The 25,336-nt window shown below is 37.7% G+C and carries 23 protein-coding genes; 16 read left to right on the top strand and 7 right to left on the bottom strand.

All coding sequences use genetic code 11. The annotated features are described in order from the left end of the window. Positions 1-14: 14 nt before the first annotated feature. Positions 15-1,475, bottom strand: a complete 1,461-nt coding sequence (gene katA, locus AC6CHV_RS06620) for a catalase KatA (protein WP_121445824.1) — start codon at positions 1,473-1,475, stop codon at positions 15-17. Positions 1,476-1,811: 336 nt separating this feature from the next. Between katA and AC6CHV_RS06615 the strand changes: the two genes are divergently transcribed. Next, positions 1,812-3,434, top strand: a complete 1,623-nt coding sequence (locus AC6CHV_RS06615) for a catalase (protein WP_498078390.1) — start codon at positions 1,812-1,814, stop codon at positions 3,432-3,434. Positions 3,435-3,616: 182 nt separating this feature from the next. On the opposite strand, the gene AC6CHV_RS06610 is transcribed toward AC6CHV_RS06615, so the two are convergent. Beyond that, complete coding sequence (locus AC6CHV_RS06610; protein WP_498078389.1) at positions 3,617-4,045, bottom strand: GNAT family N-acetyltransferase; 429 nt, start codon at positions 4,043-4,045, stop codon at positions 3,617-3,619. Between the two features lie 376 nt (positions 4,046-4,421). Between AC6CHV_RS06610 and AC6CHV_RS06605 the strand changes: the two genes are divergently transcribed. Both AC6CHV_RS06605 and AC6CHV_RS06600 read left to right on the top strand, forming a co-directional pair. Further along, a complete protein-coding gene (locus tag AC6CHV_RS06605; RefSeq protein ID WP_341332919.1) occupies positions 4,422-5,864 on the top strand; it encodes a S41 family peptidase in 1,443 nt (480 codons plus the stop codon). Between the two features lie 751 nt (positions 5,865-6,615). After that, positions 6,616-7,809 carry a PDZ domain-containing protein gene (locus tag AC6CHV_RS06600; RefSeq protein WP_498078388.1) on the top strand — a complete coding sequence of 398 codons (1,194 nt, stop codon included), beginning with the start codon at positions 6,616-6,618 and terminating at the stop codon, positions 7,807-7,809. Positions 7,810-8,052: 243 nt separating this feature from the next. Here AC6CHV_RS06600 and AC6CHV_RS06595 read toward each other — a convergent pair whose 3' ends face one another. The 5 genes from AC6CHV_RS06595 to AC6CHV_RS06575 all read right to left on the bottom strand — a co-directional run bounded on the left by AC6CHV_RS06595 (position 8,053) and on the right by AC6CHV_RS06575 (position 11,092). Further along, complete coding sequence (locus AC6CHV_RS06595; RefSeq protein ID WP_341330070.1) at positions 8,053-8,523, bottom strand: DUF1648 domain-containing protein; 471 nt, start codon at positions 8,521-8,523, stop codon at positions 8,053-8,055. A 118-nt stretch (positions 8,524-8,641) separates the two neighbouring features. Further along, positions 8,642-8,872 (bottom strand): hypothetical protein, encoded by a 231-nt coding sequence (locus tag AC6CHV_RS06590; protein ID WP_498078387.1) that lies wholly within the window; start codon positions 8,870-8,872, stop codon positions 8,642-8,644. A 346-nt stretch (positions 8,873-9,218) separates the two neighbouring features. Continuing rightward, positions 9,219-9,530, bottom strand: a complete 312-nt coding sequence (locus tag AC6CHV_RS06585; RefSeq protein WP_498078386.1) for a DUF3892 domain-containing protein — start codon at positions 9,528-9,530, stop codon at positions 9,219-9,221. 62 nt (positions 9,531-9,592) lie between these two features. Continuing rightward, positions 9,593-9,889, bottom strand: a complete 297-nt coding sequence (gene hlpB / locus AC6CHV_RS06580; RefSeq protein WP_498078385.1) for an HNH nuclease-like protein HlpB — start codon at positions 9,887-9,889, stop codon at positions 9,593-9,595. A gap of 141 nt (positions 9,890-10,030) precedes the next feature. Further along, positions 10,031-11,092, bottom strand: coding sequence for a M42 family metallopeptidase (locus AC6CHV_RS06575; protein ID WP_341330075.1), 1,062 nt, complete (start codon positions 11,090-11,092; stop codon positions 10,031-10,033). Between the two features lie 597 nt (positions 11,093-11,689). On the opposite strand from AC6CHV_RS06575, the gene AC6CHV_RS06570 reads away from it, so the two are divergent. The 13 genes from AC6CHV_RS06570 (at position 11,690) to AC6CHV_RS06510 (ending at position 25,318) form a co-directional block, all read left to right on the top strand. Further along, on the top strand, positions 11,690-12,226 hold the full coding sequence (locus AC6CHV_RS06570) for an NAD(P)H-dependent oxidoreductase (protein WP_498078384.1): 537 nt from the start codon (positions 11,690-11,692) through the stop codon (positions 12,224-12,226). 79 nt (positions 12,227-12,305) lie between these two features. Continuing rightward, positions 12,306-12,683 carry a hypothetical protein gene (locus AC6CHV_RS06565; protein WP_498078383.1) on the top strand — a complete coding sequence of 126 codons (378 nt, stop codon included), beginning with the start codon at positions 12,306-12,308 and terminating at the stop codon, positions 12,681-12,683. A 13-nt stretch (positions 12,684-12,696) separates the two neighbouring features. Next, entirely contained in the window at positions 12,697-13,197 is a 501-nt protein-coding gene (locus AC6CHV_RS06560) for a sigma-70 family RNA polymerase sigma factor (protein ID WP_498078521.1), read from the top strand. After that, entirely contained in the window at positions 13,194-13,424 is a 231-nt protein-coding gene (locus tag AC6CHV_RS06555; protein WP_341330079.1) for a hypothetical protein, read from the top strand. Before AC6CHV_RS06560 ends, AC6CHV_RS06555 begins: the two co-directional genes overlap by 4 nt. Positions 13,425-13,626: 202 nt before the next feature. Beyond that, entirely contained in the window at positions 13,627-14,211 is a 585-nt protein-coding gene (locus AC6CHV_RS06550) for an NAD(P)H-dependent oxidoreductase (RefSeq protein WP_498078382.1), read from the top strand. A gap of 14 nt (positions 14,212-14,225) precedes the next feature. Then, positions 14,226-14,534 (top strand): monooxygenase, encoded by a 309-nt coding sequence (locus tag AC6CHV_RS06545; RefSeq protein ID WP_498078381.1) that lies wholly within the window; start codon positions 14,226-14,228, stop codon positions 14,532-14,534. A gap of 274 nt (positions 14,535-14,808) precedes the next feature. After that, the gene (locus AC6CHV_RS06540) at positions 14,809-16,389 is read left to right on the top strand and encodes a response regulator (RefSeq protein WP_498078380.1); all 1,581 of its coding nucleotides are present in this window, start codon (positions 14,809-14,811) and stop codon (positions 16,387-16,389) included. Between the two features lie 25 nt (positions 16,390-16,414). After that, entirely contained in the window at positions 16,415-19,168 is a 2,754-nt protein-coding gene (locus tag AC6CHV_RS06535; protein ID WP_498078379.1) for a histidine kinase, read from the top strand. A 146-nt stretch (positions 19,169-19,314) separates the two neighbouring features. Then, positions 19,315-20,265 carry an ABC transporter permease subunit gene (locus tag AC6CHV_RS06530; RefSeq protein WP_498078378.1) on the top strand — a complete coding sequence of 317 codons (951 nt, stop codon included), beginning with the start codon at positions 19,315-19,317 and terminating at the stop codon, positions 20,263-20,265. Positions 20,266-20,280: 15 nt separating this feature from the next. Next, complete coding sequence (locus AC6CHV_RS06525; protein ID WP_498078377.1) at positions 20,281-21,168, top strand: ABC transporter permease subunit; 888 nt, start codon at positions 20,281-20,283, stop codon at positions 21,166-21,168. 17 nt (positions 21,169-21,185) lie between these two features. Next, complete coding sequence (locus AC6CHV_RS06520) at positions 21,186-22,886, top strand: type 2 periplasmic-binding domain-containing protein (RefSeq protein ID WP_498078376.1); 1,701 nt, start codon at positions 21,186-21,188, stop codon at positions 22,884-22,886. 65 nt (positions 22,887-22,951) lie between these two features. Further along, on the top strand, positions 22,952-24,292 hold the full coding sequence (locus tag AC6CHV_RS06515) for an exo-alpha-sialidase (RefSeq protein WP_498078375.1): 1,341 nt from the start codon (positions 22,952-22,954) through the stop codon (positions 24,290-24,292). 24 nt (positions 24,293-24,316) lie between these two features. Further along, entirely contained in the window at positions 24,317-25,318 is a 1,002-nt protein-coding gene (locus AC6CHV_RS06510) for an SGNH/GDSL hydrolase family protein (protein ID WP_498078374.1), read from the top strand. The last annotated feature ends 18 nt before the right edge of the window (positions 25,319-25,336 follow it).

Here is a 25,336-nt window from a genome sequence, read left to right as displayed (position 1 = left end):
TTATTACTTCGCTATTACTTCGCTACTACTTCACCAGGAACCGCTAATCCAAGGCCTTCTGCGATACGTGTTCCGTATTCAGGGTCTGCCTTGTAGAAGTGGCTAATTTGACGAAGTTTAATTTCTTCTAATTCAACGGGCTTCATTGCTGCCACAATTGTGTCAACAAGACGAGTACGTTCTTCTTCACTCATTAGGCGGTATAGGTCACCAGCTTGTGTGTAATGATCGTTATGATCATAAGCTACACTTTCGGCAATACCTTCAACAGCGAATGCATGCTGCTTTGCTTCTGGTGCTTCTTTTGGACCGCTAAAGCTATTAGGCTCGTAATATACGGAACGACCACCATTGTTATCAAAGCGCATTTGACCATCACGTTGATAGTTATTCACATCAACTTTTGCACGGTTGATTGGTAATGCTTGGTGGTTTGCACCGACACGGTAACGATGTGCATCATGGTATGCAAAAAGACGACCTTGAAGCATTTTGTCAGGTGATACATCAACACCAGGTACCAACGTTCCAGGTGAGAATGTTGCTTGTTCAACTTCTGCAAAATAGTTCTCAGGGTTGCGGTCTAATACCATGCGACCCACTTCGATTAATGGATAGTCTTTTTGTGACCATACTTTTGTTACATCGAATGGATCGAAACGATATGTATTCGCATCCTCCAACGGCATGATTTGTACATAAAGCTTCCAAGCAGGGTAGTCACCTTTTTCAATCGCATTGAACAGATCCTCAGTATGATAATCTGGATTTTCCCCCGCAATTTGTGTAGCAACCTCATTTGTTAAGCACTTTACGCCTTGCTCTGTTCGGAAGTGGTACTTAATCCAAACACCTTCACCCTCCGCGTTTGTCCACTTAAACGTATGGCTTCCATAACCATGCATGTGACGCCATGTCGCTGGAATTCCGCGGTCCCCCATTAACCACGTAACTTGGTGTAAGGATTCAGGAGAATGAGACCAGAAATCCCATACAGCTGTAGGGTTCTTTAAGTGTGTTTGTGGATGACGCTTTTGTGTATGAATGAAATCAGGGAACTTAATTGCATCGCGGATAAAGAAAATCGGTGTATTGTTTCCAACGATGTCGTAGTTGCCTTCTTCAGTATAAAATTTTACCGCAAAACCACGTGGGTCACGAACAGTATCAGCAGAACCATTTTCCCCAGCAACCGTTGAAAAACGAATGAATAGAGGTGTTTTTTTGCCAATTCCGTTGAATAGTTTTGCTTTTGTATAGTTGGATACATCATTTGTTACTTCGAAATAACCGTGTGCACCACTACCTTTTGCGTGAACAACACGTTCAGGAACACGTTCTCTATTGAAATGTGCTAATTTTTCAAGGAGGTGTACGTCCTGGATGAGTACCGGTCCTCTAGAACCAGCTGTGATTGAGTTTTGGTTGTCTCCTACTGGAGCGCCCCAACTTGTAGTGAGTTTATTGTATGTCAACTTGATCACCTCGTATTAATTTTGAATACATATATTATAATAACACCTATAAATAAAAAATCAATATCTTTTTATAATAATTATAAAGTGGGTTAAAAGATCTCATAGATTTAGTATTGGAATTTGGTAATGTGTAAGCTCTGATACTCTCGACTTACATAAGATTAAACAGTATTACAAATAATTCTTACCACATCTTTACTCTGTTGATTTTCATTTAAACGTCATATTTAGTCCATACTTGAGAATTAGAGTGAAAAAATGGCTAACTATACATAGAAAATGCTGTAAGGGAAATAATGACAATGAATTTTCGTTTAAGAGAGGAAGTGCAACATGGACGATAAAAAGCAGTATGGAAGTGTGGAAGGGGTAGGCGGACCTCATGATAACCGTCTTGGAACTGGTGAGTCGGCTGATTCATTAACGAACAGGCAGGGACATCCAGTTACAGATAATCAAAATATCCGAACAGTCGGCAACCGAGGCCCATCAACACTAGAGAACTACGATTTTCTTGAAAAAATGTCTCATTTTGACCGAGAGCGCGTTCCGGAACGTGTAGTTCATGCAAGGGGTGCTGGTGCACATGGATATTTTGAGGCATATGGAAAAGTTGGCGACGAACCGGTTTCTAAGTACACTCGTGCGAAATTGTTCCAAGAAGCAGGAAAAAAGACTCCAGTTTTTGTGCGATTCTCAACCGTCGCAGGGGCGATGGAGTCTCCAGAAACGGCAAGAGACCCGCGTGGTTTTGCAGTCAAATTTTACACAGAGGATGGGAACTGGGATTTAGTAGGGAACAATTTAAAAATCTTTTTTATCCGGGATGCGATGAAGTTTCCTGATATGATTCATGCTTTTAAGCCAGACCCAGTCTCAAATCTATCAAACCCTGAAAGAATGTTTGATTTTTTATCAAAGACACCTGAAGCCACACATATGATAACCTTCCTGTTTTCACCATGGGGAATTCCGGCAAACTACCGCCAAATGCAAGGTTCTGGAGTGAATACATACAAATGGGTAAATCAGGATGGCGAGGCAGTATTAGTGAAGTATCACTGGGAGCCACTGAAGCAAGGTATTAAAAACTTAACACAAAAAGAAGCAAATGAAATCCAAGCGACAAATGTAAGCCATGCTACTCAGGATTTATATGAAGCAATCGAGCGTGGAGATTATCCGGAGTGGGAGCTTTGTGTGCAGATTATGACAGACGATTACCATCCGGAGCTCGATTTTGATCCGCTCGATGATACAAAACTTTGGCCAACCGATAAGTTCCCGTTTTTAAAGGTTGGAAAAATGGTGTTAAACAAGAATCCTGAGAATTATTTTAACGAGGTTGAGCAAGCTGCGTTCGGTACAGGGGTACTGGTGGATGGACTTGATTTTTCAGATGATAAAATGCTACAAGGGAGAACATTCTCTTACTCAGATACGCAGCGACATCGAGTCGGAACGAACTATCTGCAACTGCCGATTAATGCTCCGAAAAAACGGGTTGCGACCAACCAGCGTGGCGGCCAAATGTCTTACCATGTGGATGTACCACCAAGCGGTAATCCGCACGTCAATTATGAACCGTCCACGATTGGCGGTCTGAAGGAAGCGAAGCAGGAGGGTAAGATCCATGAGCCTCATTATAATGATAAGTTGGTTCGTGAAAAAATTGATCGCCCAAATGATTTCGGACAAGCAGGTGAGACGTATCGTGCCTTTTCGGATGCAGAGAGGGATGAACTCATCAGTAATTTGGTTGATAACTTAAAAGTTTGTCGACCAGAAATCCAAAATAAAATGCTGGAGTACTTCACCAATGCAGACGAGGACTATGGCAGACGTGTAAGAGAAGGTCTCGCAAAAGCAATGGACACAACTGATACAAGTTCAGCTGCTGCAAAAGATGCAGTGGAGAAATCTAAAAATATGGGACAAGAATCAGACAGATATTAACATAAAAGCATCGGTCCTTAAGGGGATCGATGCTTTGAAATTTCCGGAGAATACAACTTATGGCTACTAATAATGAAATACGGCTGATAGTTCATAAATATGGCTAATAATATGAAAATATGGCCAATAAAAAAGTTTTATGGACGATAGCGAAAAAAACTTTTTAACGAGACCGTCCTACTCTATAATTGCTTCACAAACGCATAACTCTTTCGCTCATATCCCATCTTCTCCTCATAAAAACGATGCGCATCCACACGCTGCAGTCCAGACGTCAATGCAACCAACCCGCAGCCCAATTCACGACCAAGTTCATGAATATAAGAAAGTAGTGTTTCACCATAGCCTTTTGACCGCCCGGCCTCATCTGTCACCAAATCATAGACATACATGTGATTTCCGTAATTAAGATTGAGCTGTTGCGCGACCCCAGTAACCGCCGCAACCTTACCGTTATCAAATAAAGCAAACATTCTATATCCTTGTGGCTTCATGCCCGTCACCAATGCAACAAACTCCTCGAGGTCCAGATGTGTCCGTAATTGCTTCATAACAGGAAACGCTACTTTCCATTCCTCAGCCGTCTTTAGTTCGCGAATTTCATATGCCACCAAAACCACTCCTAGAAAAAAGATTTCTTCTATCTTACTGCACTAGCCCTTAACTGACTACATTTTTCTTTACTTCATTCTAATAAAACTTTTATAATGGAAAAGGAACAAAAATTTTTACCTATTACACGTTGAGGCGTGGCCTCATTTTTGTCATAAAGTGTACAAGCATTACATATTTTTATACAAAGGCATCGCACTAACGCAGGTGTGGTGCCTTTTCCTGCAACTCTCACTGGATAGTCAAAAAGGGCCAGGCAAAATGATCAAACAAGACTTTTCGACTATTAATCATGGGTAAGGGATGAATAAGAACGTAAAAGCTACAAAAATTAACGGTATGCATTTGTATTCGTAACGGAGGAGGAACAAATAGGTGAGTCGTAAAGTTGTCGCATTATACATGGTACTATCCTTACTATTAGGAGCGAGTGTCACGTTTTTAGTGGTTCAGTTGCTTGATAACAACGAACAACCACTCGTTCAGCAACCAAGCCAAAACAATGAAAATACAAAGGAAAACAAAAACGATCTATCTAAAATCGGTCAAGCATACAACATGATTTTATCTAATTATGTTGAAAAGGTGGACGAAAAACAATTAATTGAGGGTGCCATTCAGGGGATGGTCAGCACACTTGATGACCCGTATTCTGCATATATGGATGAAGAAACAGCTGCCCAGTTCAATGAGTCATTAGAATCATCGTTTGAAGGAATTGGCGCAGAGGTAAGTATGATGGAAGGCAAGGTTACAATTGTCGCTCCATTCAAGGATTCTCCTGCTGAAAAATCAGGTCTTAAGCCCAATGATCAAATCATCAAAATTGACGGCGAAAGCATCGAAGGCCTAGATCTATATGAAGCCGTTTTAAAAATTCGCGGGGAAAAAGGAACAGTTGTTACCCTAGAAGTCATGAGACCAGGTGTAACCGAGCTTATGAATGTAAAAGTAACCCGTGATACTATACCGATTGAAACAGTCTACACAGATTTGAAGGAATATGATAATAAAAAGCTTGGGTATATTGAAATCACATCGTTTGCGCAAGAAACAGCAGAGGATTTCATTGTTGGTCTGAATGAGTTAGAAGACAAGGGCATTGAGGGTCTGGTCATCGATGTTCGTGGCAATCCTGGTGGACTTTTAGAAAGTGTTGAAGAAATTCTAAAACAACTTGTAACAAAGGATAAGCCATATGTTCAAATCGAAAACAGAGACGGTGAAAAGCAGCGCTTCTTCTCCACTCTTGAAAAACAAAAAGAATACCCAATTGTCGTGCTCACAAACCAAGGTAGTGCTTCCGCATCTGAAATTTTAGCAGGTGCCTTAAAAGAAGCAGGTGGCTATGACATCGTCGGTGAAAAAACATTTGGAAAAGGAACTGTTCAGCAAGCGCGCGACATGGGCGACGGCAGTAACCTGAAGTTAACGATGTTCAAATGGTTAACACCAGATGGCAACTGGATCCACAAAAAAGGAATTGAGCCAACAGTCGAGGCAAAGCAACCTGAATACTTCTATGCGAACCCAATTCAATTTGAAAAAGAGCTAACGCAAAACATGAACAATGAAAAAATCAAAAACGCACAAATTATGCTGAAGGGATTAGGATTCGACCCAGGGCGTGAGGACGGCTACTTCAGTGGAGAAACCGTCATTGCGGTAAAAGCCTTCCAACAAGCAAATAATATAGAAGCAACCGGCACAATTAACGAAAAAACAGCCGGCGCAATTGAAGCAAAAGTCATCGAGTCCATTCGAGACAAAAAGAACGACCTACAACTTCAAAAAGCTATGGAAGTACTCTTTAAATAAAATTTACGTGCACCTCTCCCAGTCGGAGAGGTGTTTTTTTGCATTAGTAGCATTCAGATCTTTATCCGAGAGGCAGGTGAACTCTTATATCGGACAATATTTCGATTTTATCGGACACAGTTGCCAGGATATCGGACATTCATCCAAATATATCGGACACAACTCTGAATATATCGGACAATCTCCACTTTTTATCGGACATACCCTATTTTCCGGCAAAATTAAAAGCCTTCCGGTTCACCCGGAAGGCAGGCTATTTAAATAGGTTTTAGTTATCGGACAATATTTCGATTTTATCGGACACAGTTGCTAGGATATCGGACATAATTCCAAATATATCGGACACAACTCTGAATATATCGGACAATCTCCACTTTTTATCGGACATACCCTATTTTCCGGCAAAATTAAAAGCCTTCCGGTTCACCCGGAAGGCAGGCTTTTTAAATAGGTTTTAGTTATCGGACAATATTTCGATTTTATCGGACACAGTTGCCAGGATATCGGACATTCATCCAAATATATCGGACACAACTCTGAATATATCGGACATTCTCCATTTTTTATCGGACAAAACCTATTTTCATCCATGTTAAAAGCCTTCCGGGACCCAACTAACTATCAGTGAGGGAGGAAGAAAATCCCTCGCTGATTGAGTTTCACTTTATATCAAGTATTTGGTACAATAAAAGTTAGTAAATCGAACGAAAATTTTTACATATCAAGTCATATCCATAGGTGGTGAAAAAGAATGATTGAAGCATGGTTACTCGAATTTGCAAAGGGGATTGGGCGCTTTTTTCTTAATCCAATGTTTTATTATTTTGCAGGATATTGTGTACTTTTAGGCTATTTCCGGGTTAAACGTGAGCGACGCGCATTCCATATAAGAGTTGAAGATGGCTTATATGACCTGAGATCACTACTTCCGGGCGGTTGGCTTGCGGGACTGCTTATATCAGTGGTAACACTTGCAGCTGGTGTCGTCATTCCACTTGGTAGCATCGTATTAATTGCAATTGTCACTTTCCTACTCAGTTTACCGATCAATACACGGCTACTATCTCCAGCCTATATTTTAGGAGTATCGTTTTTCGGAATTATCTTATTATCAAATCTATCAGTTGAAAATAAATTTATTGCGAGATTACTAGATGACATGGGCAATACAAGTCTGGCGGCGATAGCAATCTTGCTTGGCGCCCTTATACTGGCAGAAGGAATATTGGTTCTGAAAAGAGGTCATATTGGCACGTCACCTGATCTTTTAAAAAGTAAACGTGGGCTTCCGGTCGGTATCCATATTTCACAACGACTATGGCTTGCACCCGTATTCTTACTTATTCCAGGTGAGGCACTCACCACTCAATATGAATGGTGGCCAGTGTTCAATGTATCTGGACAAGCTTACTCGCTCATTTTAGTGCCGTTTGGAATTGGATTTTATCATAAAGTAAAAAGCATGCTCCCAACCGAGAGTATCCCCGTTGTCGGGAAACGCGTGATCATTCTTGGGATCGTAATTTCAGGGTTAGCACTTGCTAGCATTTGGTATCCCGTTACGGCGATTATTGCCGCCTGTTTTGCACTGGCAGGTCGGGAACTCATCTACCTGCAACACTATTTTACCGATGAAGCTAGACAATCCATCTTTTCAAAACGAAATCATGGCCTACTCGTCTTAGGCATCATTCCACAATCACCAGCTGACAAAATGCAGATTAAAATTGGTGAGACCATTTCAAAGGTGAACGGCATTCACGTAAAAACCGTTCAGGAATTTTACATGGCTCTTCAAAAAAATCGTGCCTTATGTAAGGTTGATGTGTTAGATATTAACGGTGAGGTCAGGTATGTACAACGAGCCCTTTACGAAGGCGAGCATCACGAGTTAGGAATCCTTTTTGTTGAAGAGGGCAAAGGGTGGAAGCATAAAGCGGTGTAAGTGTAATTTTCTATAAATTACCAAAAAGCATTATGACAAAATTTTATTAAAAGCCAAGTACCTTTATAAACATTATATTTTAATTTATTGTCAGCCATTATAAGGCGGGAAATAAAAAGGATAGATGAGCAGAATTATATATGCTCTATCTATCCTTTTTTTCTACTACAAATGCCCTACAACAAGAAATTGCAATGTTGTTGTACGAACGCATCCGTCTTTCTAATAATTTATTGAAAATATTTAGTATTTTAATGTTGATGCCCAAATTAAAAGATAAAAGGGAGTAATAAAACAAATAGCCAAAAGAGTGAGCGAAATTATAAAAGGTAGACTAGAATCGATTCCGACTGAATATCTTAGCAATGCTTCGTTAGCTAGTATAAAGGATATAAAACTAAGATTTTGAATCAGTATCAATACTTTTCCGGTTCTTGAAAACTGAATTTCTTTATTTGCTTCAGTTAAATTGATATAGTTTAATTTTTCTGGTTTTTTAACCAATAAACCAATAAGGAACCAAATGAAAATACCCAAAATAGGCATTATATACAGGATGTATTTCGGACCCCAGTTATCTGGAGCGTCGTTAGTAAAGTGTATTGCGATACGTTCGGGAATATCTGCCCAAAGGTAGAATAACTGAAAAATATGATAGCAAAGGATAGAAATTGAGATTATAACAAGAGTTACTTTAAAATGTTTCATTTTCATCTTATCACCTCTCATACTTAAAACTTTATTGCACAATCCTACACCGTTGGTTTAAAAACTTCACATAAAGCTGTGTAACCATTCTTGATCAACTCCCCCGTTTGTTAAAGTACAATAGTTATCCATAATGATTATGAAACCACCAAACAATAAGAACCATACTCACGATTCCCCAAGCTGTGGTACTTATTATCCATAAAATTATGGTTTTAGCTTTCTTTGAACTTTCCACGTCTTCCGTATTCGCTGTTATAAAAGCGAGCCTACTTTCCATACCTTTTTTCATAGAAGTGAGAACACCAAAGCCGATTATTATGAAACCAATAGTTATCCAGAGTAATAAGTCCAACTTTTATCCCCCCCGTTATTAGGTACTTTGATCATTTAGTTTTTTATACGATTTACTAAATGGTTAGGTTTCAAAAAAGATCATAGTATAACGTATAAGCAAAAAAAAATAGCAAATAATCGCCAATAAGTACGGTCATTTAGGGGGGCTAGTTAATAAAAAAGTACACCGCTAAATATAAGCGATGTACTTAATTTTTATTTAATGTGTGATATTAAAGTCAAACAACTATTCTGTAAATAAAAAGGTACATTCATTGGTACTTAATTTTACAGAGTAGTGATTCCTTTTTTTAGAATTAACAGTAGTCTGCTGGGTTATGAGATTATTAATTGTTCTAAAGTAACTAAAAATCAGGAAGATTATCTAAGTTGTTTTCTTTTATTCCATCCGGTTCGCTACGGAGAATATCTCTGCCGTATTTATGGAATACATCTACATGAGCGAGCATGCCTGCTTTTGCCTCATTTAGAGCTGTTATATAATCCAATTCCCTGCCACTTTCTGTCTTAAACGCGATTATGTCGCCATCTTCGTTTTTACGAACTGCTACTATACTTTCCTTTGTAGAATCTGTTTTTACAGCTTCTAAACGAGCCTGCTCTTCACCTTGTTGCTTGTATTTTTTATAAATTTGATTAAAATCCGTTGTTTCCATTGTAATCCCTCCAAACATATGTACGTATAGTATGTTCAGAGGACGCGTTTCTATGTAACAGCCTATTTCTTTTTCATTCTTCGACCGTTCGATTTTCTACTTTTCATTATTTTGGTAGGAGGTTGCTTTCGTATCCATTTAATAAATCGTGAAAGCATTTCGTCTTCTCTTAGTTCTCGTAATGTCGTTAACCGAGTAGCAATCTCTTTATTTGTATACAATGCATGAATTTGTTTATGACATGGGATGCAGAGGGTAGCCGTGTCACCAAAGGTACCTCCTAACTCTTTAGGGAGTAGATGATGAATCGTTGTTTCAACTTCACTACGTCCACAGAGCTCACATCTACCCACAATCATTCCTCCAATGTAGTTTATTTTTTACTTTCTACTCTTTACAAGGAATTATTCAATTTGCAAGAATCATTAACAATATTCATACAAAAGAGTGTATACAAAGTCATTGCTAACTTTGTATACACACTAGGATTAAAAAGCTTTCTATTCAATCGTGAATTTATAAGAGTTTGAATATCTCATGTTTTTTACAAAAGCAACTAATAAATTCTTTGTTGCTTCAAGATCATTCAAGTCAATTACTTCAATTGAAGAATGTGCATATCTTGAAGGTATGGATAAAACACCAGTAGGAATACCTTGGTGAGCAAGACTTAATTCTCCTGCATCTGTTCCAATTCCAGGGAAAACCTCTAATTGGTATGATATATGACTAGCATCTGCTAGTTCAATTAGGTGATCACGAACCTTTTTATTTGCTATCAAGCTGAAATCTAGTACCTTTATTCCTGTGCCATATCCGATTGCTAATGTTTGATCCATCATTTCTTCTGGCGTATCGCTAACGGCTGTTGTATCAAGGGCAATGGCAACATCGGCATTTTGTTGATGGCTTGCAACCCGTGCTCCTCGTAGTCCAACTTCTTCTTGGACAGTAAAGATTCCTACAAATTCACCCGAAAAATCATCCTTGTCCAATTCCTCTAATGCTTGAATTAATACAGCACAGCCTGCTCGATCATCAAATGATTTTCCAACAATTCGAGTTTCTGACAAATGATCAAAATGTGGGTACCACGTAATCGGATCTCCAATTTTAATGCCAAATTCCTCTGCCTCTTTTTTAGAAGAAGCACCTGCATCGATATATAGGCGCTGATGTGGTCTAACCTTTTTGGGGTCATCATATTTCATCATATGGGCTGAAATTGTTCCAATAACACCTGAGCGTAACCCTTTGGATGTTTTGATTTGGACACGTTGTGATAGAAGAATTCGATCGTCATGTCCTCCTAGCTTTTCAAACCGGATAAGTCCATTTTCTTCTATCTTTTTCACGATAAAGCCTACCTCATCCATATGAGCTGCAACGACAATTTTGGGCCCCACTTGGTTGCCCTTTTTAGAGACAATAAGATTACCTGCCCCGTCAACCTCCATATGGTCCACTTTCCCCTTTAACCGGCTGGCTATGTATTTTGCGACATCCTCTTCAAAGCCGCATGGACCATGAATTGCAGTTAACTCTTTCACTAGTTGTTCCATTATATTCTCCCCTTATGTCAGTAATCTAGTGCATCATTTGTTGTTTGAAGTTTCCAGTTAATAGGAAGGACTGTTCTTAATTATAACAGTGATTTCAATTTTCTGACATAAAATTTTCAGCTGCATACTTCACGAAGTCAAACTGAACAATCTTGTAGCTAACATTTCTAATAAGAGGACTAACTATCTCCCGTTTTTTGATGTGTCCCTATCCCATAACTTATCAAGCTTGCCCCTGTAAAAAAAATGGTGGGACAAGGGATCTAAGTTCTCACTTTTGTTTTGTTATCATATATTTTCCTTTGGGAAAATCATACTAAGATAAGCCAAACATCGCTGAAAGCGGAGCCTATGTCATTAAAGGCCAAATGTATGATTTGAACTTGGACATACAGGATTCCTTGTCCAAGTTCATCGTTACTATTCCAGAGTATAAAGACAACATCAAGTATAGTGGCACAGCATGGAAAGACCACAGTCCAACAACTGTGGTCTTTTAGTTTTTCAAGATTAACTAACGCCTGAAAAACAATCATAAATGATCATTTTTAAGTGAACGCTAAGACTGGATCAAATGACATTTAGGAGGTTCACGATATGAAGGTTGTTGGTATTTCAGGTTCTCTGATTGGGGCAAAAACTTCGAAGGCGGTCTATGAAGTGTTGGCTGCTATTAAATCACTTGATTACTCCGTTCAAATTGAATTACTAGACCTAAAGGATTTTGAGGTTGAATTTGTGAATGGAAGCCCATTAAGCTATTACAATGATGATACAATTAAAGTAGTAAATAAAATATTAGAGGCAGATATGCTTGTTTTTGGTTCACCAATTTATCAGGCGTCGATTTCAGGGGTGCTAAAAAACCTGTTAGACTTTTTCCCAGTTGATTCCTTCAAGAATAAAGTGACGGGAATTATTACAACTGGTGGTACGGAAAAGCATTTTCTCGTCTCGGAGTACCATTTAAAGCCTATTCTGTCCTACTTAAAAGGGACAGTACCGGTGCATCAAGTCTTCATACATAATGATAACTTCGATGATGACAATGAAATCACCAATCAAGGTCTTAAAAAACGTATCCACAAATTAGCAGAAGAAATGCTCGCTCTCCAAAAAAGTATGAAAAAATAGATATCTTTCTAGAAAAAATGAACCTTTTTCTCCCCTCATTAGTATAAGAAGTAAGAACAAAAATGAGGGAGTGCGAAAAATGACAACAATCATAGGGTGGGTTGTAAGTTCTGTTGTGGTTGCCGTTCTTGGATCTGTTTTTGCAATAGTGATTGGCTCATTGAATAAAAAGGTGGTCCGGGATCATAAGGGTGATATTGATTTTACGAAATCGAACATCTATTTTTATTGGTCTAGATGGGATACAATTATTACAATTGCAGCTGTGTATACATTTTTATGTATTATCGGATTATTGGTTTTCCTTTTACGAGGGGACACCATCGATAGTCCGTTCATTCAATTTTTTATTCATCAGACGGTTGTCTTCAGTATGATTACATTTTTGTGGTTCATTACAAAGCTGGCATATGTATATAAAGGAATTAAAAAGCGGTGGTCTGATGAGTTACAGTAGCGTTGACGAGGCAATTCTTCAATTAAAACGAGGGGATAAGGAAGCATTAGAAGTCATTTACAAAATGTACAAAGCCCCTCTTTACCAGTTTATTTTTCGGTACACAAACAACGAGCAACTCAGCATCGACCTTGTTCAGGACACGTTTGAAAAGCTGCAGCGTAAATATCATCAGTTTGATCCGGAAAAAGGACAGTTCAAAACCTATCTCTATCAAATAGCTTATAACACGATGATGACGCGTCTAAGGAGACAGAGTCTATTTCGAACCTTGTTGCCGCTTTTGGCAGAACGTTATCCGCACCATGAAAACTCCGACGAAAAAATAACCGTACAAACTGCAATCCAATCGCTCCCGGAAGACTTACGCGCGATTGTGTTGCTGACCTACTACCACGATCTCACACAAAATGAAATCTCCACGATCCTACACATCCCAGTCGGAACGGTAAAATCAAAGCTGCATCGAGCACTAAAAAAACTAAAAGTAGAATTAGAGGTGAATGAGGATTGAATAACGACCAATTTGACAAAGAATTAAAAGAGAAACTCGATCAATTCACGGTCGAGGTTCCCGACTTCCCAATGAAAAAGTCGAAACTAAATCGAATAGCAAACTGGTTCTTTAATCCAGCCTCGATTCCGTTTCCAGAAGCAGGCTACAAAAAAGGCGCCTTTCTATCAATCTCATGGCTGCCTGTATTAATATTACCCTTAACATTCGTTCTCTTTATGCTGTGACTGGGACACAGGGACAGATCCCACGTCCCAGTCTAGTGTGTGGACAAGGGCTAATAAGCCCCATGATCACTCTACTTTTTATACACTTTATTAAAAGTGTTGGATAAACAACATTTCTAATTTACTGTTGGTGCCAAATTGTTTTCGCCCTTGCTAAACTAAATGTAGATACGAAAAACATTTCAATTTAGGAGGAGAAAACATGATTAAAATTGGTATTCTTACAGGTAGCACAAGAGACTCAAGGGTAAATTTACAAGTCGCAGAATGGGTGAAATCAATCGCGGATAAAAGAACTGATGCAGAATTTGAATTAGTAGATATAAAAGACTATAACCTACCGAAATTTAATGAGCCTATTCCGGCGATAATGTCACAGGACTATCAAGCTCCAGAAGCACATGCATGGTCTGAAAAAATCAGTAGTCTCGATGGATTTATATTTGTCACTCCGGAATATAATAAGGCTATTACATCTGGGTTGAAGGATGCAATTGATTATCTTTATGTTGAGTGGAATCATAAAGCAGCGGGAATTGTAAGCTATGGATCAACTTTAGGTGTGACAGCAGCAAATGATTTACGCCTTATTTTAACAGTGCCAAAGGTAGCAACAGTTGGGCCTTCCGTTGCGATGAGTCTATTTACTGACTTTCAAGATATGAGTAAATTTAATCCTGCCCCTTTCCATGAGGACTCCTTACATAAAACGATAGACGATGTTGTCGCGTGGTCTACTGCTTTAAAAGGAATCAGACAAAAAGAATCTGAACTTCAAACTGTATAAAAAGGAGAGTCACTATGGCATACGTATTACAGGTAGATTTTAAAATGGATGGACCATTCGGAGATGAAATGGCTGTAGCGTTTTCTGATTTGGCCAGAAGTATTAATGAAGAACCAGGTTTCATCTGGAAAATTTGGACCGAAAATCCAGAAACAAAAGAAGCGGGTGGAATCTATTTATTCGAGACAAAAGAAACTGCTGAAAAATATCTCGACATGCATACGAAACGATTAGGCGGATTTGGCATCAACGACGTTAACGGAAAAGTCTTTGCAATCAATTCAACGCTTACCGAAATCACAAAAGGTCCAGTTAATAAATAAGAATTGGATTCAATAGTACCTATAGATAGGACGCTTGTAAAAAGTGTTTGGTCTATAGGTACTTTTTTTATTCTAACTAAAAACACAGAAGATATTGCATAAGTAAATCCAACAATTCGTGTTTCATATTATGAAGAAACTATGAATCTTGTATTCTAATCCAATAAGTACCTCTCATAAAATGATAGATTAGCTTTTTGACAATTCTTTATTTTGTTATACTAATACAAAAACATTATCTTTTCCGAATATTAAAAGAAAAAGGGGGGGTACTATGTACAAGATAATCATAGTTGATGATGAAAAAAACATCCGTGACAGATTGGCTCATTTTTTTCCTTGGGGTGAAGTAGGTTTTGAAGTAGTTGGTACTGCAGAAAATGGTGTTCATGCATTAGAGCTTATAAAACAAGAATGTCCCCATGCCGTTTTGACAGACGTTCTTATGCCTGAGATGACAGGATTAGAGCTTGCTGCAGAAGTCAACACATCTTACCCCGAAACAAAAGTAGTTATTCTTAGTGCTTATGATGATTTTAAATATGCCCAAGATGCCATTAAATTTGGGGTGAAGGGCTATTTGTTGAAGCCATTAATGAAAAGTGACTTTTTCAATGTTTTCAGGAAGTTGGCAGAAGAATTACGGGAAGACGAAGCGGCCAAAAATTCAAATCAATTGGATAGTCAGTGGGATATTGAGGAATTGATGCTTTTAGATTTAATGAAAGGCACAAATCTATCTAATTATGCTGATAAGTCGAATATCCAGGCACAAAGCTATAGAGTAGTCATTTTTTCCTTTGATCGACTGTTTAAAGAAACGTCTACTTTCTCAATTCGTCAAAAGGTTACCGAACTGGCTATGGACTTTTGGAATCGTTATCAGGTTCCTATTTTGTTCTATGGGAACAGTCTTATTGTGTTAATAACAGATAAGAAACTTATTGCGAAAAAAGAACTAAGGCCGAAACTTCTCCTGTTCATTGACACATTAAGAGACAATCTCGGTGAGTTGTTTATCAATCAAAAGAATTTTGTTGTTGGGGTCGGTAATACGTCATATAAGTATCAAGAAATTAACCGTTCCTATAATGAAGCGGTATACGCGTATAGCTATAAATATTTCAATGAATATGAAATGGTTATTTTTTACGAAGATTTAGCTGTTGATGGAAATAATGAAAATCAAACAATGCTCCAAAATTCAATGTTAGATCATGTTAATACGATCGAAGCTCATCTTATAAATTCAATGAAAACTGGTACAGTAACGAATAGTACTGATGCGGTCAATCATTTCTTTGAACCATACAAGCGGGTTTGCGGTTTACCGATTGCCGAAATAAGGAGTTCGTGTTCCGAACTCATTATTATTCTTATGTTTCGTTTGAAAGAGAAGGGACTATCACTCTCATCAATTGATCAAAAGCATGTATTAGGAAGAATTTACGAGATTGATTCTTTAGAAGAATTAAAGAGATGGCTGATTCAAATGTTGGAAACGATATCTTTTGATTTAATCAATAAGGATAAAAAAGATTTTAACAGCTATGTTTTGTTGGCCAAGGAATATGTGAAAGAAAATTATCAGGAACGTATTACGTTAGAGGATATTTCAAACAAGCTATTTTTACATCAAGCCTATTTCAGTGCGATTTTCAAAAAGGAAACAGGCCAAAACTTTATCGATTATGTCAATAAGATTAGAGTAGAAGAAGCAGAGAAGCTTCTTAGAAATACGAATTATAAAGTAAAAGTGATTTCGGACATGGTCGGTTTTCAAAGTCACTCGTATTTTAATAAAGTATTTAAAAATGAAACAGGTGTTACCCCTGTTGTGTTTAGAAGACAGTAAAAAAATCAGTCTTCAGGAGATAATCATGAGATTAAAAACAGAAAAAAACAAAAACATTCACTTCCACACCTTTTTATTAAAGTTCTCGTTAGTCACAGTTTTAATATTTTTATTGTTATTAAGCAGTTTATTTTATATTAAAATTAAAAGCTTTATTGAAGAAAAGAAAGAAACTTCTGTACAGTTAAGAATGGATCAGATTTCTTATGAGCTACAAATGGAGTTTAACGAAATCTATAATACGACAAACAATTTGAAAACAAACGAGATCGTTATCCGATATATAGATGAATTGAGTAGTTCCGAATTTAGTCCATCTGAGAAATATCACGAGGCTGTGGCTCTGGAAGATTATTTGAATACGATTAGGCAGAATAACAGACTTATTGATAATATCCTTATTATTACACCGAACACTCAATATAGCTCTGATCAAAAATATGTAGATTTCAAGTTTAATGGTATGAAGGTAAAAGAGGAAGTGGAGCGCAATTTTCATTTTATTAACTTGGGAGAGGCAAGCAGAAAGATTGAAATACCTTTTTCAGCAGATGAAAAATCGGTAGAAGAGTCCATTGAGACCGAAGATTTAAATAATCATTTATTATTTGGGACGAATATTATTTCCGCAGATGGCGTACATAAAGGGGTCATTTTGCTATTTATCAACCCAAAAAAATTGGATGATTCTCTCTTCTATGCGGACAAGATTCAATTGTTTGACCAAAATGGCAAAATGTTTTTTAAAGGGGAACAGGCAACCACCAAAATCCCTACAGAAATTGAGAAAATGTTCAGCAATCAAAATGCACTAAATGTAGATTGGGGTGATACAGGAGTTTATTATTCGAGTATACCCTATTATAATTTTAAGCTTATTTATGAGGAGCCATTAGGTTTTTATCAAAAACAAATGGAACTTATATGGAAAACGATTGCGATAACATTTGTTTGTACGGCAATTGTTGCATTTATTTTTTCTAGGGTGATTGGTCAAAAAGTGATTCAGCCACTTTATCAGTTAGTTGAATCACTTAAGAAGTATGAAAAAAGCAGAAATTACAGTAACCTCCTCCAGATAAATAAAAAGAAAGGCATGAAAATAAGTTTGAGGGAACGCTTCTTTTTTTATTTTGTAATCACTGTTTTGCTGCCGATATTATTCTTTATCGGGATTCTCTATATACAAACCTCCCAGCTCGTATCAGCAGATCTACAGGAGAGCTACCATTCATTACATGAAAGAATGGCTCGGTTGTTAAACAATGAGATCAATCAACGGGAGATGACAATATCACGAATTGCGCATAATAGCAAAGTTCAGCTGCTCATATTGGAACATGATGACGAAAAAATAGGCTATGAATTAGTAGATAGCAGGCAATTCTTTGAATTAAGAAGGCAAAACATTAGAATTTACGATGCTTCCGGAAAAATTTTATATACTAATATGCATAATGCACCGCAGAAATTAGATCAAGATTTTAAACGAGATTTGGCGGGGGCAGGGAAGAAAATTAGCTATAAATTAAAAAAGGACCGTCTTGATAATGTGACGATTGTGATTGGAATGCCTATCTATTCCCCAATCGACTTTTCAAAAATTATAGGCTTTATTTCAGTTGATATTGAAAACAATCAGTTGGAAAAATATTATTTGGATTGGCAGCAAACCGGCCTTGAAATGCTGATTGCTGATAAGAATAATAGGATAATATCTCATCAGAATCCACTAGAAGTCGGTAAAGTTTTTGATAATAAAGAAAAGGTGTTACGGGATGAAGGGAAAAATTTTCATGCTTACAGCACCGAAATTACTAGTATGGACTGGGAATTTATTTCAAAATACAATTATTCAGATGTTCAAAAACAGGTTAATCAATTATTTATTAGTGACCTCTATCTATTATTTTTCATTCTGCTTTTGCTGCTTATTTTTGCATATTGGATTTCGAAAAGAATGCTGAGACCTATCGGGCAGTTGAATGAGTTATTACAAACATTTGATCTCAAGGGCTCCCATTACGATGTGGTAGAAAAATTATCTGGAATCAATGAAGTGGATTCACTTACAAAAAATTTTAATAGAATGATTGAGAGAATAGAAGAATTGATTCATGAGACCATCATGACAAATCAAGAGAAAGTTCAATTAAAGTATGAAAAGCGGGAGCTGCAGCTGAATGCACTCCAGTCGCAAATTAATCCTCATTTTTTATATAATACCTTGGATAATTTGCTCTTTTTGGTAGAAACGAATGAGACGGATAAAGCTACTGAAATGATTGCTTCCTTAAGCCAACTTTTCCGCTTTATCACGAACCGAGAAAAATTTATGATAACGCTTCGGGAAGAGATCGTCTATACAAAAAACTATATTAACATTATGTCGTATCGCTTTGATAATTTTGAATGTATTTGGGACATTGATGAAAGTGTAATGAATTATGAAACGGTTAAACTTATTCTGCAGCCGGTCATCGAAAATGCCATTAATCATGGTGCAAGGAAAACAAAGAATATGGTGACAATTCATATTTCGTGCGAGATAAGAGAGGACAAAATCTATATTATTGTACAGGATAACGCAGCTGGCATCAGAGATGAAGATCTGACGGTTATTAAAAGCCACCTGGCTGCAGCTTCGATAGAGAAAGCCGGTATTTACAATGTAAATGGTAGAATAAAGCTCCATTTCGGGGAAAAATATGGGCTTGATATCGAAAGCGAACGAGGGCAAGGGACAAAGGTGACCATAGTCATTCCAGCCCTTAATTAACGAGGCTCACTCTTGGGAGTGGCCTTTTTTATTATATCTTTAAATAGTGTTATTTTTCCTAAAGAAAGTAAAACTATCTATTAACAATTTATATTATTCTGATTATAGAAAACGTTTACAGATAATAGAGAGGGGAGGATATTTAAATGCAAACTGTAGTCCAAAAGGCCAAAGCAAAGCCACAGCGGCAGGCGAATACGACATGGGTTCGTATGAAGAAAATGAAGATGCTATACATCATGATGTTGATTCCAATGGGCATGTTATTTCTCTTTCACTACATTCCAATGTATGGGATCTTAATCGCCTTCAAAAGTTTTTCACCAGGTCTAGGTATATGGGATAGTCCATGGAATAATTTTGAACACTTTAAGAGACTGTTTAGTGATTTCTTATTTTTAAGGGCACTGCAAAATACAGTTGTGATCAGTCTACTGAAAATTATCATTGTGTTCCCAGCACCAATTATTTTTGCCATTTTGTTAAATGAGATCACAAATGAAAAGTTTAAAAAGGTGAGTCAATCCATTTCCTATTTACCGCATTTCATGTCTTGGGTAATTTTATCCGCCATGGTTATTGAAGTATTTTCTCCGCAACGGGGAATTATTAATTTCTTTATTACGCTCGTTGGTGGGGAACCTATCAATTTCATGTCAGACAAAACGGCATTCATTCCGATATTGATCCTGACTGATATGTGGAAAGAGATTGGATGGGGAGCCATTATTTATTTAGCAACGATAGCATCGATAGATCCGCAATTATACGAAGCAGCTGACATGGACGGAGCAGGCAGATTTCATAAAATGATTCATATAACGCTTCCTTCCATTATGCCTATGGTCATTATTCTATTTATTCTGAGACTTGGAAGTGTATTAAATGCAGGATTTGACCAGATTCTTAACTTGTACAATCCATTAGTATATGAAGTTGCGGACATTATTGATACGTATGTATATCGAAGTGGGTTAGAGCAATTCCAGTTTGATTATGCTACTGCAGTAGGGTTGTTTAAAAATGTCGTTGGAATCGTACTGATCCTAAGTGCGAACGCAATTATCCGAAGAAAAAGTGAACATGGAATTTGGTAGAAAGGAGGATAAAAGATGGCAGCAAAATCTAGGAAAAAGATCTCATTGTTTAATATTTTCAACATAACGGGATTTATTATCTTTTCAATACTGGTCATTTACCCTTTTTGGCAGACCATAGTTTTATCCTTTTCGGACGCAGAATCAGCATCTAGTCTTGGCTTAAATCTGTGGCCTGACAAATGGATTACAGATGCCTACCAGTTTGTATTTACTTACGAAAACATCATGGTAGCTTATGTAAATACAATTTTGCGTACTGTTGCTGGAACGATATTAATTGTAACTTTTACTGTTCTGGCTGCCTATCCGCTTTCTAAGAAAGACTTGCCTTACCGCAATTTCTTTACGATATTTTTCCTGATTGCAATGTTCTTTTCAGGAGGAATGATCCCAGATTACTTATTAATTAAAAATCTAGGATTACTTGACAATAGCTTGTCGCTAATTTTACCTTCAGCGGTTAATGTGTTTTTTATTATCATCATGCGTAACTATTTTATGACCATTGATAAAGGGCTTGAAGAATCTGCAATTATGGATGGAGCAAACTACTTAACGATTCTTACTAAAATTATTATTCCAGTTTCAAAGCCTGTTATCGCAACTGTGGCACTTTGGGCAGCTGTCTATCATTGGAATGAATGGTTCCACGCTTTGGTTTATATACAGGATGACTCAAAAACGGTTTTACAAATTGTAGTAAGGGATATGCTGACAGCGATGGATCTTACTCAGAATGCCCAAATGGGCGGAGGCGGAATGGCTGGTAATGCAGAACTATTACTCAGTAATGTTCGGGCTGCGACTGTAATACTCTCGATTGGTCCAATTGTATTAGTATATCCATTCGTACAAAAATATTTTATTAAAGGTATTATGATTGGTTCATTAAAAGGTTAAAAAGGGGGATTTTTTAGATGAAAAAGTTCGCGAAAAAACTTTCGTTAGCTGCTGTCTCAAGTGCACTTATATTTACTGCAGCATGCTCTAATAATGAAGCTAGCAAAGAAGCAGAAAAAGTTGATGTTGCAAGCTTGCCTGAGGCTGGGGATTTTTCAAAAGAGCTTGAGCTTAATCTATCAGGATCTGTTACAAGAGGTAAGGTAGAGGATGGAAACTATGTTCAAAAAAGATTAGAAGAGCAATTTAATGTCAAAATCATCAATACTAAAACGGATACTTGGAATCTTGACCAAGTAAACTTAATGGTAGCATCTGGTGACCTTCCTGATACATTTGCCTTTACTGCAGGAGGAAAGTCAGCACAAGAATTATATGATTCTGGCTTAACGAGAACAATTCCGAAAGAAATGCTTGAAAAGTATGCTCCACGTTATATGAAAATGTTATCAGAAAACCCTCCAGGTCCAATTATGAATTTAAAAGAAGGGACAGATAACGAATATTTACAATTAATCGGACAATACGCCCATGTTGATGGTTTGACTTGGACTCCAACATTCCGTCTTGATTGGATGGAAAAGTTAGGTATTGAACCGCCAGGTGAAATCAAGCAAGTAGGACCAAGTGGTGGCCGTGAAAAAATCTATTATACAGAAGAGGCTTACACGATTGAAGAAATAGAAGAAATTCTTAAAGCCTTTACGTTTGATGATCCTGATGGGAATGGAAAAAATGATACGTATGGAATTTCACCGTGGAATAGCAATACCAATTGGGCTGTTTCTTTAATGGGTGCATTTGGAATTGCTCCAACATTTAACTTAATGGAAGATGGCAAACTAGTTACAACAGAAATTTCACAAAACTATAAAGAGTTCTTAAAGTTAATGGCAAAATGGTATGACATGGGATTAGTGGATCCTGAATTTACTACACTCGACGATAAAAAGAGCTGGGAAAAATATAAGCAAGGACAAATCGGTTACTATATTGCGCAGCCTGCCTATATTGCTATGGATGACTGGGCAAAAGGCCGTGCACCGCAAAACATCGTCGAAAATCCAGATTCTACTGCCAAAATACTTGCAACCGCACCTGAGATTGGTAAAGACGGACAGCAGGGTGTAGGAGCTTTTATTCCTGTTGGAAATTTAGCGGATGCATTCTTTATTTCAAAGGATGTAACGGATGAAGAATTGGCAAGAATCCTTCAAATTTTTGATTATATTAACTTTGATAATGAAGCAAGATGGACCTTGTATGGAGAAGTTGGCGTGCATTCTGATTGGGAAGGTACACCTGAGAAGTCAGCTCTAAAAGTACGCCCAGAATTTGCAGAGCAAGAAGGAAATTCAGGTTTTTGGGCATACAATTTCCGTACGTATGATCAAGAGAGAGTACAATGGTTTACATCTGAATATACGATGAAATTAAAAAATGACTTCTTTGCGCGAGAAGATGTAAAAGAAAAAATGGTAATTCGCCCGTATAAATGGGATGTATTAAATGAAACAAATATTAAGGAAGTCGAGAAGCGTTACAAAGGACAACTAGATACAGTTGTTGCCGAATTCAGAATGAAAGCGATTGTTGGTGAAGTTGATATAGACAAAGAGTGGGACAATTACGTAGAAACTTGGATGAATAATGGCGGGAAAGAAATGCTTGCTGAGTTAGAAAAAGCCCCTAAAGTTTCCGATTTGATGAATGAATAGAACAAAAAAACAAATGTGGGTGCTTTTGGTACCCACATTTATTTTGAAAGTAGAGGGAGAATTATATGTCAAATATCCAAGCTGAAGCAGTTTTTTATCCAAACCTTGCAGGTTCAAGAGCTTACCGGATACCTTCAATGATTACAACAACGAAGGGAACGGTTATTGCAGGTATAGATGCAAGGATTGTCGATCAAACAGATAATCCGAACCAAATAGATGCTACGATTCGACGCAGCGAAGACCATGGTGAGACTTGGGGACCTGTTCAAAAGCTAGTCGCATTTGCGGGTGAAGGTTTAGATGGGGCAGCGGCGATTGATACGTCGCTTTTACAGGATGAAGAAACAGGAACCATTTTTATGATTTATTGCCACTCACCAGGTGGAATTGGCCTATGGAATAGTGAACCGGGAATCGGTTTCGATGCAGATGGACGTAGGAAGTTATTTGATAATGAAGGAAATGTTTACTTTTTATCGGATTCAGGAAAAGTTTATGATACAGAAAATAATGTAACAAATTATACAGTTGATGAAAATGGTTATGTCTTCAATAATGGTCAGGCTGCAGGAAATATCTATTTTAAAAAGGGAATTGACCAAAATGAAAGTTTACTAGAAGCAAGAACATGCTTTTTGCAAATCATTCAAAGTGAAGACGATGGGCTTACTTGGTCCAAACCAAGAGAATTAAATGTATCGGTTAAGGAAGAATGGATGAAGTTTATTGGATCTGGTCCTGGGTGCGGTATTCAGTTGAAGCACGGAGAAAAGAAAGGACGATTAGTGTTCCCAATCTATTTTTCTAATGAAGCAGGCCACCTATCATGTGCTTGTATTTATAGCGATGATCATGGTGTTACTTGGCAGCGTGGTGAATCACCAAATGATGGCAGGGAGCTTGACGGTGAGGTTCTCACTGCACAGACAATTAATAATGGAAAACAGTATTTAACAGAGTCCCAGGTCATAGAATTGCCAACAGGTGAATTAAAATATTATTTGCGTAATCATTATGGACTTCAAAGAACAGCAGTCACAACCAGTACGGATGGTGGCGAAACATGGGGTGAGGTAACGTTTGACATGGAATTAATTGATCCTATCTGTCAATCAAGTGTTGTCCTTTATCCAGATTTAGGTGACGGAAAAGTACGGGTTCTATTCTCTAACCCAGCTGATGAAAAAACAAGGGTTAAAGGAACCGTACGTTTGAGTGAAGACGGCGGGAAAACATGGCCATATAGTAAAGTAATTGAGGAAAGCTTCTACGGTTATTCTTGCCTCACTGTTCTGCAAACTGGCGAAATTGGCGTTCTGTATGAACGGGTATATGATTACTCAGACTGGAATAACATGGACATTGCTTTTGTTAAGTTTTCGTTGGACTGGTTAAAGTCATAGTTTGATATTATTGGAGGAATGAGCTTGCAACAGATACCATTATCTGAAAAGTTGTTTCATGGGGCCGTTTCATTTGAAAGAACAAAGGATTACTTGAAGCCTTGGAGAATCCCTTTCGAGAAGAAGGAGTTTTTCTTTCCTAATAGCATAAATGGTCAAGCGGAGATGCCAGCGGGTGTTCGAATTAAAATTCGAAGTAATACTCAGTCTATTCAGATTGGAATGGCTAAATCCGCTGAATGGATGGAGATGGATTGTTTAATAGATGGTAGTCTAGTAAAAACCGCCTATATTCCAGCAGGGGAATCAACCGTTGTCTTTGATTCCCTTTCTGGTCAATCGAAGGTGATAGAGATCTATTTACCCCAGAAAGTACCTGTCCAAATTTCGGGAATATGGATTGATGATGGGGCAGAGTGGGAACAGGTAGACGATTTCCGTTTGCGCTGGATTACGTATGGAAGTTCGATCACTCATTGTTATTATTCAGATAGTCCATCGCAAACCTGGCCAGCACTTGCTGCCGCTCAGATGGATTTTAACCTTACTTGCCTTGGGTATAGCGGAAATTGTCATTTAGAACCAATGGTTGGAAGAATGATTCGTGATCTGCCTGCTGATTTTATTTCCTTATGTGTCGGGATAAATATAGTCGGGGGAAATACATTATCAGATCGAACTTTTATTCCTGCCTTGATTGGATTTATCCAAACGATTCGTGAAAAGCACAAGGACGTGCCGATTGCGATTATTTCTCCTATTTTTCACAGAGAACGAGAAAAAATTGAAAATGAAGTTGGATTATCACTGGAGAAAGTGAGAGCAGAAATTGTTCAAGTCGTGAATATGTTAATTCGACATGGCGATCAAAACATTTATTATATAGACGGGCTTAAACTGTTTGGAGAAGAGTATGAAAAATATATGCCTGATGGGCTGCATCCAAACGGTGAAGGCGATAAAATAATGGCCGTTCGTTTTCAACAGCTGATTGAAAAACACGTGCCACTCAAAGCAAAGATATAAGTAGATAAATTTTATCTA

Source organism: Ferdinandcohnia sp. GQ5, assembly GCF_059759275.1.
This window is presented reverse-complemented; position numbering and strand designations above follow the sequence as displayed.